Origin of the sequence: Pedobacter gandavensis, from assembly GCF_014172405.1 — a bacterium.
Lineage (GTDB): Bacteria > Bacteroidota > Bacteroidia > Sphingobacteriales > Sphingobacteriaceae > Pedobacter > Pedobacter gandavensis.
The window spans coordinates 1,796,639-1,809,994 of record NZ_WNXC01000001.1 but is presented as its reverse complement, the minus strand read 5'-3'; the positions used below and the strand labels follow the sequence as shown (position 1 = coordinate 1,809,994).

The window sequence follows — 13,356 nt, the reverse complement described above, 5'->3', positions numbered from 1 at the left end:
GCTTATCAAAATTTGCGCCATATTAGCGATATTATCTCAATTATGGTGTTTTAGTAAAAAAAAATGGCCTGTAAATTACAGACCATCCTTTTCATTATATTGTTTATTTACCTCCCGGAGGACAGTTTTTCTTTAGAAAGTCGGTGTAAGTCAGCGACAAATGACGGAAAGTTCCATCTCCTTCGCTGATGCTGTGCGTTCGGTTAGGATAAGGCATCATTTGAAAAATTTTACCAAATTTGATCAACTCATTAACCAGCATTTCGGCATTTTGATAATGCACATTGTCATCTCCCGTGCCATGGATATACAATAGGTTACCTTGTAAGTTTTTCGCATAACTGATCGGTGACCCTTTTACATAAGCTGCTGTCGTTTGTAATGGAGAACCCATATAACGTTCCTGATAAACATTGTCGTAAGTCAGTTGATTGGCTACCGCTGCAATAGCAATACCTGTTTTGTAAATTTCCGGATATTGGAAAAGAAGGTTTAAGGTGGAAGATCCACCGCCACTCCATCCCCAAACGGCAATTCTGTCTTTGTCAACAAATGGCCATTCCATGATTTTCTTGGCCGCCATTGCCTGGTCACGGATGTTTAATGTTCCGATGCTTTTGTAAATACTTTTACGCCATTCTCTGCCTTTTGGAGCAGGTGCGCCACGGTTTTCTACAGAAATATAAATGTAACCGTCTTTGGCCATATCTCCGTTGTATAAGAAATTGCGTCCGGCGCCATAAGTATCCGTTACGGTTTGAGAAGCTGGTTCGCCATACACATAAAATACAACAGGGTATTTTTTCGTGCGGTCAAAGTTTTCTGGTTTTTTCATCCAGCCGTCCATAGTTACCCCATCTTCAGTAGTTACTTTAAAGAATTCTACCGGGTTTTTCTGCGCCTTAATTCTACCCAATTGATTCGTTACGCTACCTTCCATGGTGAAAGGGTTCAAGGTAGTCAGTTTCATCCATTCTGTAATGGTAGGTACGGTTCCACTGGTATAGCTATGGCGTGCAAATAATCCATTCGGTGAGATCTCATAGTTATGTGTACCTGGCAGAATAGATGGAGTCACCATCTCGGCTTTGCCACCGCCACTAAGCTTGGTTTTATATAGATATTTCTGAGTTGCATTATCAGGCGAAGCCATAAAATAAAGCGTGTTGTTTTTCTCATCGACTAAGGAACTTTCGATCACATCAAAATTTCCCTTGGTGATCAATGTTTCTTTTTTACCATCTTTACTTATACGGTATTGATGGCGCCAGCCGTCTTTTTCTGAGGACCAAAGAAATTCTTTTCCTCCATTCAGCCAATTCCAACCCTGACCAACATCAATCCATGCTTTATCTACTTCAGTGTAGATGTTTTTTACTGCTCCCGATTGTGCATTGGCAACAAATAATTTGCTCTGATTTTGTTCTCTATTCAGCTGTTGTAAGATCACTTCATTGCTGTTAGGAATCCATTCCATTCTAGGGATATAATGTTGTATATGATCACCAGGAACATCCAGCCATTTCGTCGTTGCCGTATTGATGTCCACAATACCAACCTTACAAGCCGAAGGGTTTTGTCCAACTTTAGGGTATTCTACCGGTACATTGAAAGAATAGATAGAATCGGTATTGTTGATCATTAGAAAGTTTCTGATGTCGCGGGCGTCTAATTGCCAGTAAGCAATAGTCGCACCATCAGGGCTCCATCTGAATCCATCTCTGCAATCAAATTCTTCTTCATATACCCAGTCAAATGTTCCATTGATCATGCGGTCTGTACCATCAGTAGTTAGTGCCTTTGTGCTGCGGGTCGTCAAATCATCGACATAGATGTTGTGCTTGCTCACATAAGCTACTTTATTTCCATCCGGAGAGAATTTCGCAAACATCAGTGAGGACGCAGGTCTGTCCTTACCGATTTTGATCAATTCTTTTGTTTTCAAATCAGCTACAAAATAATCACCACGGGTTTCATATCTCCATACTTTTTTACTGTTGGTGTAAAGCAGGATTTTAGTTCCATCTGCAGAAATCTCAAAATCCTTGATGCCCCCAAGGCCTTTGTTGGCATTGGCATATAGGAAACTAGGGTCTAGAATAATTTTCTCTTCGTTTTTAGGAAGGGTGATTGCTACAATGCCAGATTCTTTGATCTGGTAATAGGAATTGCCATCTTTTGCCCATCGAATATCCGATTGCCTTTGTGCATAGGTTTGCCCGTAACTACCAAGAATTAGCAGGACTGCCAGTTTAAAAAAGAGGTGTTTAATTTTCATTATTATAGTGCTATAAATTGCTGATAAACTTTTTGAAGGTAAGCTTTCGCCAGGTCTAACCGTTTTTCGGTTCCTTCTTTGTCCTTGTCATTGCTGTTGAATAAGGTCATTTTTCCGACATTATCAAAAGTAACACATTGCTGGTTATCGATAAAGCCCATGCCATTGTCCCAGCTGAAATAAGCAAAAGGTTTAGTATAAGGGTTTAATAGATTTTTACTCCAATTGAAATCTTTAGCCGGAATGTTCAATTGCCCAAGTAATGTGGCCGCAATGTCTACCTGTGAAGCGACATTGCTGTATTTTTTTCCTCTGAATTCCTTTTTAATCACTTCTCCGAAAAAGACAAGTGGGATGTGGTAGCGGCTTGGTGAGGAGATGTCAGCATTTTGTTTTGGCAATACATGGCCATGATCTGCAACGAATATAAACAGCGTATTGTTATACCAGGGTTGTTTCTTTGCATTATTTAAATAGGCATTGATACAAGAATCTGTATAATAGGCGGTGCTTTTAAACTGTTCCACATTGTTGGCATTGCCGAATTTGTGTTTCCCCGGAAGTGTATAAGGCTCATGGTTGGTCAGCGTAAGCAAGGTAGAATAGAAAGGTTGCTTTTCTGTGCTCAATTCTTGCAACTGCCTATCAAATACGGCCTCATCATATTGTCCCCAAAAAGATTTTGGCGCATTCCCCGAGAAGTTGTTCTTATCGATGAGCTTTTGATAATGATGACTGAGGATGAAAGCTTTGTAATTGTCGAATTCTGATTCTCCTCCATAATAGAAAGAGGTATGGTAACCGTTTTTGGCCAGCGAACTAGAAATTGCCGGTAGCTTTTGCATTTTCTCGGGATACCTCACAATACTGCCTGCTGCAAGGGTAGGGAAGCCTGCCAGACTGGCGATAATGCCCTTGTCGGTGCGACTGCCAGGAGAATATACCCGATCAAATAATACACCTTTGTGCATTAAGGAATCGAAATGTGGTGTAATGCCTTCTTCATTTCCAAGGGTATGCGTGAGGTCGGCAGTGAAACTCTCAATAATCACCATGACCACATTCGGTCTGTCAGTGGTTAATATATGGGTGGTGCTGTCTTTTTCTGTAACATATAAATCCTGAATCAGCTGATCTGCTTTTTTAGGATCAAGGTATATATAAGGATTCTGGCGGGTCATTTTCTCTGAAAGGAGACTTCTGATCAGGTTCCATTCTGTATTTACTGCAGCATGGTTGAGCAGTTGTTCCTCAGAAAAATACGACATGCTTTGCGTTATTGGTGATCCTTTAAAACCTCCACGGATAAACATGAAGCTGAAAACGATGATCAAAATGGAAAGTACCGCACGCAACCAGATCGGTGACTTTTCAAAAGAAAGTTGATTGGGGATCAGTCGTTTTTGTAAGAAAACACCAACGGTAATCAGTAATACGAGTACGAATAAGGATAAAGCAATAGGGGAAGAAGCCCCGGAAGCTAAAGCTTCTCCGGGCGAAGAAAAGGCAAAATCAATGGCCTTGGCATTTACTTTAGTTCCCCATTCACGATAAATGTTAAAATTGACAACGGAAAGGATACTGAATAAAACGAGCAATACTAAATTATAAATAGATACCCACTTGATGTTGATGGATTTCCAACCACTGAATAACCAGAAAATAAAACCTAAAACAGGAATGACAGCAAGGTATGCTGTCATCGATAGGTCTAAAAGCAAGGCGTGATAGAAAGTAGCCATGGTTTCCGATAAAGGAACCATGGCCAGCTTTTTATGATAAATTAGAAGGAATATTAACCGGTCAATAAAGAAAAATAACAACCAGAAAATATAGAATCTGAGTAAAAAAATAAGGCTTCTAAACATTTTAGCGAATGCTATTGACCTCCACCTTGCATAGCCATAATCTCTTCCATTGTTTTCACTTCATAACCTTTAGGTACATCTAAAGTGAATGGACCAGCTTTCTCTTCTACCAGACTTTTTAAAGTCGCTGTAGATTTAACACCTCTGTTGAAAGTGGTAAATTTAATCGGCGTTCCTTTAATGTCTTTGAAATCGCGTCCAACTAAACCTGCAGGAAGTTCAATGTCAGTAGTTGCCCATAATTCGTATGTACCACCTTTGTCATCTTTATAAGTGTATTTTTCTGCATTATAGTCTAGGATCTTTTTCTTTTCACCAGTAGCTTTGAACTCACTGAATTTTGGGTCATTGGCTTTTTCTTTGTCATAATCTGCTTTAGTTCCTTTAACTGCGAATTGCATTTGCGCAACAGGAACATCAATAAGAACCAATGAAGTTAAGTCAGCAACATTAGCAAAAACCGTAATGGTGGCTGGCCCTTGTTGCATTTCCATTCTGGAAATGTTCCCATTGAATTTGATTTTAGATTCTGTAGGTAACATCGCTGCCATCGGTTCTTGTTCCGGTGTTAATGAATACTCTACTCCGAAAGTAACAGTTCCTTCAGTAATTTTCTTTTGAGCATGTGCGAAGATGGCTGTACTTACAAGAATTGCAGCTAAAACTCCGGTTTTGATTGATTTTAACATATTATAGTTTTTAGTGTTTGCGTTTAATGGATTCGTATTGAGATTGAATTTACTAATAAATTACCATTGTATTTTCTCCTTGCTGATAAAGGCAGCAATACCTTTTTTGAAATCTTCACTGTCTCTTACCCTTGCGTTTATCTGAACGGCCAGTGACAAACAACTCTCTAATTGAGGGTTGGTGGTTTGTCCAATCAATTGCTTCGTCACCATTAATGAATTGGCAGAAGTTTCCGAACACAAACTTAATGCAAATTCTTTAACCTTCAGATTAATGTCGTCTTTGTTTGTTACAAAAGTGATCAATCCATAGTCCAGCGCTTGTTGGGCAGAGAAGAGTTCTCCTGTTAACAGGATTCTTTTAGCAATTGTTTCAGAAGTTTTTCTGAGCAAAAAGCAAGACACGATTGCCGGTACAAATCCCAGCTTCACTTCTGTATAACCAAAATTAGCTTCCGGGACTGCGAACGTAATGTCACAAACAGTGGCCAGACCACATCCACCAGCAATAGCATGACCTTCTACCTGAGCAATCACCACTTTTGGTAAATAATAGATGCTGGTAAACAAACGCTTTAAATTCTCGGAATCAGCTAGGTTTTCCTCATAACTATTTTGTTGTAATTGTTGTAAATAGGCAAGATCGGCACCTGCACTGAAGGTGTTTCCATTTGCCTTTAAAATAATGACTTTGACCTCATCATCTTCAGAAGCCGCTATTAATGTTTCTCTTAGAAGGGTAACCAGCTCCGGATTCAGGGCATTTCGCTTTTCCGGGCGATTGATAGAAATGGTGGCAATGCGTTGTTCAACAGAGTATAAAACCAATGGCGCTGTCATAGAGGTTGGGGCTAAGTTTCTTATGCTTTATGATCAAAAGTAAATAAAAAGCAAATCATTTTGTTAAAACGCATGTAAATGAATGCTATGCTTAAGGAGGGAATGGTTTGATTTTTATAAACCGGATTTGATGGTAATCTAATATCGGTTGGATAAAATAGAAAAAACGAGGGTCTTGCTGCTTTAATTGGGTATAAATGGTTGCCTGATGGGAAAAAAGGTAGGCAATGGTTTTATGTTTTTGGATATTAAAGCGGATGACCTTTTGTTGGTGATATCTGCTGATCGAAGTCAGGCTGATGGAGAGTTGCAGTGCTAAAAACACGATAAAGGTGGCGCTTATTAGTCGCCAGTTGCAGTTTACAAAAGCAAGCATTCCTAATAATAACGAAATAGAAAGGAGTATTAATTCTAATTTATTAATCCAAATTCCTGTTAAGCTGGAATATGGAAGCGTTGCCAGGAACTGTAAACCAGCATTGTTGAATTGAATGAGCCAGTTGACCACCGGGACGAGGAAATCAAAGCCAGGGATCAATATCAAAATTCCCAAATACATGAGTAGGGTAATCGGGATTAAGATAAATAGGTTGCTTAACAGGAAATAGACCGGGAACTGGTGGAAGTAATAGATAGATAAAGGAAAGGTGAAAAGTTGGGCGGATAAAGACATGGAGATGATGCCCCATAATTTATACCCCCAGGTATTTTTTAAAGCCCTGGTATCTGGAAGGTTGTGCTTTACAGGCCAGCAATCTTGTAATTTCGGCTGCAGATAAATGAGGCCTAAAACAGCAAGAAAGGAAAGTTGGAAGCCCAGATCCCAAATTAAAAATGGATCATAAAGTAACATGGAAAAGGCAGTAAAAGCGACAACATTGTAACTGTTTGTGGTTTTGGAGTAGGTCTGCCCGATTAAAAGAATAGAGAGCATAATGACAGAACGAAGAACCGAAGGGCTGCACCCGGTTAGTAAAGCATAAAACCACAATAAGCTAAGGATGAAGCATAGCCTGGGTTTCTTCCATGCCTTTTTTCGATTTAAGAACGCAAGGGAATAATTTAAAATAAGATAAATCAGACCCACATGCATTCCGGAAACAGAAAGCGCATGGATGGTTCCGGTTTTAGAATAAGTGTCCAGTGTTTCTTTGCTGAGTGTTGCACGGTAACCAAGAATTAATGTGGAGGCCAATGCCACTGAGGTTTTGTCTTTAAGGAGCTTCTGATAACGTTCAACTTGCTGCGCTCTGAGGGAGATTGCAAAAGAAAATAGCCGATTCCCAGAGTTTTGTGGTAGTTTTAAAACCTGGTTTTGTAACAAAAAGCTTTGATGATAGATGTTTTGCATGGCAAGCCAAGCTTGATAATCAAACGCAGCAGGATGAAAAGGAGGGTTGATGGTTGTAAATCGCGCAGGAATTAATAATGTAGCACCATATTCCAGTAATAATGGTTGTTTAGCAGAAAGTTTGATGGATATAACCATTATACCAGAAGCCTTCTTGGCAGTTAAGGTTTGATTCCATGCAGTCTTCCTGGTCGGATTTTCTTCCCGCAGGTAGATTGACTTAACTTCTCCTTTAAATTTCAAAATATCTGCTTTTCGCTGGGGCTCATCAATCACCTGAACTTTTAAATAAGGCGCTGTTGATTTTGAAAAGTGATCTCGTTTAATCATATCTTGATGTTGGTAACACATCAATCCACCAAAAAAGAATAATAAAACATAAAGTAGTAAGCCGATCCATGATTTAAAACGATAAGCTTTAATTTCTAAATAACGCGCATTGAGCAGGAACAACCCAAAGAGAAGCGCCAGGTTTATCCCTATAAAAAGGGGTAAAAAGTCTGGTTGTCTAAAGGGATAGAAAACAACAATTCCGATACTATAGGGCAACAGGATTCTGGGAAAGACATAGGGCGGCCTTTTCGGGTTGCTCATGTCTTAGAATTGATGACGGATTAATAATTTAAGCTCCGATTTTTTACTTCCTCTAATTTCGTCCAGCCCGGAGCTGATCACTTTTTGGTGAGGGTAATAATAGAGGGCATACCGACCCCATAGGTCCAGCCTTTTTAGCAAGCGGTACCGGAGATTCAAAAAAGTACGGATGCCCTGCCCATAATATCCTCCGGAACCAGAACCGTATAATACATCGGATTCATAAGCATAGATCCGGGATTGATAAGAAGGGGTATTGAAATAGGCCAAACGGATATTGCCGGAGATTTTGGAGGGTATGCCTGTGTAATCAAGGTCTTGATAAATAAGATAACCCAATTCATGCAGCTGGCTTCCTTTTCGGTATTGAATCAACTCTATTCTTTGCTGGCTGCTGAATTTCTTATTCAACTTCCAGCTACAATCCATTCTGAAACTATTTTTTAAGAGCTTTTCTAAAGATCGAATGGTGATTTCTGCTGCGGAATTTTGCTGCTTTTTTTCTGTTTTAAAGCGGAACGTTATTTTTAACTGTTTGGAGGGCGTATATACTAATTGAGTAAGTGCTTCATATCCTGAAGAAGCAGTATCCACCCTGTATTTTTTTTTCGGAAATTTAAAGTAATCGAAGTAGAAAGCAAACTTCCAATGCGCATTTGGGAGGTAGTTTAAGCCGAGATAAAGCCCTTTTTCATTGCTGGTTTCTGTATTCTCTCCAATGGCCTGACTAAAAAAACTATGGTAATTTTTGTCATATTTCCGGTAAAGCAGCACCATGGATATTGATTTGGAAATGCTGGTCATTGCCCCTTGTAATCCTGCCCAGCCACCTGGACTGGCTTTAGCCAGTTCTCCATAAAAATAAATATTCTGAAAGGCGGAGTTGTAATGGAATCCAAAATTATTTAGTACCTGCCCTTCAAAGGAATATTTTTTATAGGTGTCAGGGTCTGGGCTAAAAGTATGGTCATACCGGGTCTGGTAAGCTAAAACACCCAGATTAAGTGGATTACTCAAGTATTGCAAGCTAGTGCCATAAACAGTTTCGGAAAGCCTTTTTCTGTTCCTGATTTCAGCAGCCGTGCGGTGTAAGCCACTTTCTGAGATGGTGCTTAAGGTCAGCTGGCCAGTGGTGTCGATTTTTAAACTCGCATCTCGTTTTCTGGAAGAATAAAATGGGGTTAAATAGAGTTTTTTAGTCAATTGGATGGTACTGGCAATTCCTCTGAAAAACGCAGTTTCATTGGACGAAGTATAAGGTTTTAAGCCCAAATCTTTACTGGCTACGCTAGTCACATCCGGCCCCTTGCCCAAAGAGAATCCAGACCAAAGGGATAGGCCTTGTCCAAATTGCAAGGTATAATCTCCGATAACCAATTTTTGAATACGCCTGTAATTGAAAAATGCTAAATTTCCAGATAGGAAATCAATAGGTGTTTTAGTCCTGCCTATGGTTTCACCGGCATCTTTCTTCATTAAAAGTGAGATTGCCCCAATTTTTGGATATTGGTATTTATAGCTCAGGAACAGTTTGTCTGCCGAGCCAAGGTACCTGCTTCCTGGTAAATCCCTGAACCCTTTTTGCTGCTCCAGGGTTCTGCCATATCGCAATAGCAATTGTTGTTCAGCCTGTCGGAATAGGTTTTTAAGCTTGAGGGCGGCATAAGGTGTACTGAGATTAAGGCTGACGAATGGTTGTAGGTTCGCAATGGTTTCCGGGTCAAAACCGGAGATAGATTGTAATTCGAGTAAATCCAGTAATTTCCCATTGACCTGAAGGTGTTGGAAAAAGTTGTTGATTTGAAGCGGAGAAAGACAGATTAGTTTTTTCAACTCTTCTGCATTCGTATGGTTTAAGTCTACCGGGTGTTTCCTGAAGAAATCAAGCTGTTCTTCGAAGGCAGATAAGTCTTCTTCCTCCTTTCCGTTTTCAGCAAGGTTTTCCCTCAGGTTTTTTACCTGTTCCTCTTCTTGTGCGAAGAGCGGTGAACCTACAAAACAGAGCAGGAGGCTAAAGTAGAAGCATAGTGAGTAGGACATCATGATGCCTAATCACTATATTATTTATGTAAATAAAGAATTATTTAATCAATAATTTATATTTCTTCGTTTAGCTTTAGTAAGAAGTCTTTTAGTTTCTCCAAAGAAGCAATGATCTTTTGATTTTCTTTAACTTCAGAAGTATTGTTTTTTAAGTGTTCTTTAGCTCCTTTAAGGGTGAAGCCTTTGTCATCTACCAGGTGGAAAATGATCTTTAAATTTTCAATGTCTTCAGGAGTGAATAAACGGTTACCTTTTTTGTTTTTCTTAGGCTGTAGTACATCAAATTCTTTCTCATAAAAGCGGATCTGAGATGCATTTACGTTAAACATTTCGGTCACTTCGCCCATCGTATAATACATTTTATTAATTTCCCGTTCTTTGTAAGGCATAGTTTGATCTTGATTATTAGTGGTTTACGGCATTTATATAAAGTGTTCAAATGTAAAGGGATTTTAGTAGAATACCGCAATAAAATTTTAATTTTGTTCACCACTAATATAGAGAAGGATGACAGCTAAGGAAATCAGACAGGCATACTTAAAATTTTTTGAATCAAAACAACATCATATTGTTCCATCTGCACCAATTGTAGTAAAGAATGACCCTACATTGATGTTCACCAATGCGGGAATGAACCAGTTTAAGGATTTGTTCCTGGGTGAAGCACCCATCAAATATCCACGTGTAACAGATACACAGCGTTGTTTACGCGTTTCTGGTAAACACAATGACCTGGAAGAGGTGGGGATTGATACCTATCACCATACCATGTTTGAGATGTTGGGAAACTGGAGCTTTGGAGATTACTTTAAGAAAGAAGCCATTTCCTGGAGCTGGGAGCTTTTAACAGAGGTTTACAAAATCCCTAAAGATAAATTATATGTGTCCATCTTCGAAGGAGATGAAAAAGAAGGATTGCCGAGAGATACGGAAGCTTATGAACTTTGGAAACAGTTTGTTCCGGAAGACCGCATCATATTAGGAAATAAAAAAGACAATTTCTGGGAAATGGGCGATATGGGACCTTGCGGTCCTTGTTCAGAGATCCATGTGGATTGCCGATCAGCAGAAGAACGCGCAGCGGTAAGCGGAAAAGACCTGGTTAATGCAGACCATCCTCAGGTAATTGAGATTTGGAACAATGTATTTATGCAGTTTAACCGTCTTAAAGATGGTTCATTGCAGCCTTTACCAGCTCAACATGTAGATACAGGAATGGGATTTGAACGTTTGGTACGGGTGTTACAAGAGAAATCTTCTAACTACGATACCGATGTATTCCAACCGATGATTCAGTTTATCGCCAAACATGCGGGCGTAGTATATGGTGCTGAGGAGAAAACAGATATCGCAATGCGCGTAATGGCAGACCATATCCGTGCAATATCATTTGTGATTGCAGATGGTCAATTGCCTTCTAATAATAAGGCAGGTTATGTAATCCGTAGGATTCTTCGTCGCGCAGTAAGGTATGCTTATACTTTCCTGAATTTGAAAGAACCATTTTTAAACCAGTTGGTGCCAATTTTAGCCGATCAGTTTAAAGGTGTTTTCGAAGAACTTTCTTTGCAGCAGGATTTTGTACAAAAAGTAGTATTGGAGGAAGAAGTTTCCTTTCTGAGAACTTTGGCTACGGGAATTCAGCGTTTTGAAGCTTATACTAAGAAACAAGGTGAATTGTTGATGTCTGAAAATGCCATTGATATCGAGAAATCATTTGATGACAATTGGGTGTACAGCATTTTGAAAGACCAGATGGTCATCTCAGGAGAGTTTGCTTTCGAGCTGAATGATACTTATGGATTTCCTATCGATTTAACCGAATTGATGGCCAGAGAGAAACGCTGGACCGTTGATATGGAGGAATATAATAAAGCCTTAACCTTACAGAAAGAAAGATCAAGAGCAGCAACCGCAGTAGACACCGGCGATTGGATCATGGTGAATGCTGATCTGGAAACTGAGTTCGTAGGATATGATGATTTTGAAGTAGAAACGAAAATTATAAAATACCGTAAAGTTAGTGCGAAAGGTAAGGAGCAATACCAGATTGTATTGAGTAAAACTCCTTTCTATGCAGAAAGCGGTGGACAAGTTGGTGATACTGGTAGAATAGAAGACCACAGCAGGATGTTCTTTGTAGAAGTAACTGATACGAAGAAAGAGAATGGAGTGATCGTTCATTATACAGATACACTACCAGAAGATTTAGATGGACTTTTCTGGGCAGTTATAGATGAAGACAAGCGTCTGTTATCGCAGGATAACCATACGGCTACACACTTGCTACATGCTGCCTTGAAGAAAGTGTTGGGAAGTCATGTGAATCAAAAAGGTTCCCTGGTAAATCCTGATTATTTACGCTTCGATTTTTCGCATTTTGCGAAGATCAGCGAAGAAGATCTGGCACAGGTGGAGCATTTGGTGAATCAAAAGATCAGAGAAAATATCCCGTTGAAAGAACAAAGAGATGTCCCTTACGACCAGGCAATTTCTAGTGGCGTTACCGCTTTGTTCGGAGAGAAATATGGTGATTTTGTACGGGTCATTACTTTTGATGACCATTATTCAAAAGAACTTTGTGGTGGAACACACGTAAAGGCTACCGGACAGATCGGCTATTTTAAGATCATTTCTGAAAGTGCTGTAGCAGCAGGTGTGAGGCGTATTGAAGCGATTACAGCGGATAAAGCGGAAGCATTTATTTTAGATCAAAATAGAGAACTGAATGAATTGAGGGCCCTGTTAAAAGGGAATAAAGACCTTAAAGCAGCGGTTTCTTCTTTATTAGAGGAGAATGCTAAGCTGAAAAAAGAGGCAGAAAAAGCGGTTGGAGAGCAAAGTGCGAACCTAAAACATGAAATTGTGCACCACCTTAAAACCATTCATGGAGTAAATGTGATTGCAACTCATGTTGACCTTCCAAATGCAGATGCCGTGAAAAATCTAGCTTTCTCCGTGAAAGATTTAGTAGACGACCTGTTTTTAGTATTCACGACTTTAATCGATGATAAACCAGGTATTACCGTGATGCTTTCAGATAACCTGATTAAAAGCAAAGGGTTGAATGCTTCAAACATCGTTAGAGAACTGGCTAAAGATATCCAGGGTGGTGGCGGTGGCCAACCATTCTATGCTACCGCAGGTGGTAAGAATAAGGATGGCTTAGCTACTGTTTTAACTAAAGTAGAAGCGTTAGTACCAGCATAAATTAACATTTGCCAGGAGGCAAGATGTATATTCACAAAGGAGCTGTCTGAAAAGAGAGCTCCTTTTTTTATGATGTCTCTTCCCGAAGTAGGTCTGGTTTAACCAGAATATAGCAGCTGTATAGTCAGGGTATAATCAGGGCTTGGCATGTTATTGAAATATAGCTGAGATGATATTGAGACGTAGTTGATATGTTCCTGAATATACCAACTACATAGCAACTATATAGAAAGTATATGGCAAGCCCTGATTATACCCTTAGTATACTATCACCTAAATAGGCTATACAATTTATTTGTTCTGCTATAAAGTTCTCTGAATGAATCTTAAAATTGATGAAATAAAATAATAGATTTGAATAGAACATCCTCCGCATTATATAGATGCTGATGGTTTAACGCAATCAAATCAATGAAACATTTTTACTGGATGCTACTGTTTTGTAGTATGGGGTATTTGCCTCAAACTTCGGCTGCTATTTGG

At 39.4% G+C, this 13,356-nt stretch carries 8 protein-coding genes; 1 reads left to right on the top strand and 7 read right to left on the bottom strand.

What is annotated here, in order from left to right:
• Positions 1 to 103: 103 nt before the first annotated feature.
• From GM920_RS07365 to GM920_RS07335, 7 genes are all read right to left on the bottom strand, one after another.
• Positions 104 to 2,278, bottom strand: coding sequence for a S9 family peptidase (locus GM920_RS07365; RefSeq protein WP_182955000.1), 2,175 nt, complete (start codon positions 2,276 to 2,278; stop codon positions 104 to 106).
• 2 nt (positions 2,279 to 2,280) lie between these two features.
• Positions 2,281 to 4,041: an LTA synthase family protein gene (locus tag GM920_RS07360; protein ID WP_235964461.1), complete on the bottom strand. Its 1,761-nt coding sequence runs from the start codon at positions 4,039 to 4,041 to the stop codon at positions 2,281 to 2,283.
• Positions 4,042 to 4,157: 116 nt separating this feature from the next.
• The gene (locus tag GM920_RS07355) at positions 4,158 to 4,835 is read right to left on the bottom strand and encodes a hypothetical protein (RefSeq protein WP_182954994.1); all 678 of its coding nucleotides are present in this window, start codon (positions 4,833 to 4,835) and stop codon (positions 4,158 to 4,160) included.
• 60 nt (positions 4,836 to 4,895) lie between these two features.
• Entirely contained in the window at positions 4,896 to 5,675 is a 780-nt protein-coding gene (locus GM920_RS07350) for an enoyl-CoA hydratase/isomerase family protein (protein ID WP_182954992.1), read from the bottom strand.
• Positions 5,676 to 5,766: 91 nt separating this feature from the next.
• Positions 5,767 to 7,620, bottom strand: a complete 1,854-nt coding sequence (locus GM920_RS07345; RefSeq protein WP_182954990.1) for a ComEC/Rec2 family competence protein — start codon at positions 7,618 to 7,620, stop codon at positions 5,767 to 5,769.
• A gap of 3 nt (positions 7,621 to 7,623) precedes the next feature.
• On the bottom strand, positions 7,624 to 9,663 hold the full coding sequence (locus GM920_RS07340; protein WP_235964460.1) for a helix-hairpin-helix domain-containing protein: 2,040 nt from the start codon (positions 9,661 to 9,663) through the stop codon (positions 7,624 to 7,626).
• Positions 9,664 to 9,716: 53 nt separating this feature from the next.
• Positions 9,717 to 10,052: a MerR family transcriptional regulator gene (locus GM920_RS07335; protein WP_062547648.1), complete on the bottom strand. Its 336-nt coding sequence runs from the start codon at positions 10,050 to 10,052 to the stop codon at positions 9,717 to 9,719.
• A 118-nt stretch (positions 10,053 to 10,170) separates the two neighbouring features.
• On the opposite strand from GM920_RS07335, the gene alaS reads away from it, so the two are divergent.
• On the top strand, positions 10,171 to 12,873 hold the full coding sequence (gene alaS / locus GM920_RS07330; RefSeq protein WP_182954987.1) for an alanine--tRNA ligase: 2,703 nt from the start codon (positions 10,171 to 10,173) through the stop codon (positions 12,871 to 12,873).
• Positions 12,874 to 13,356 lie beyond the last annotated feature (483 nt).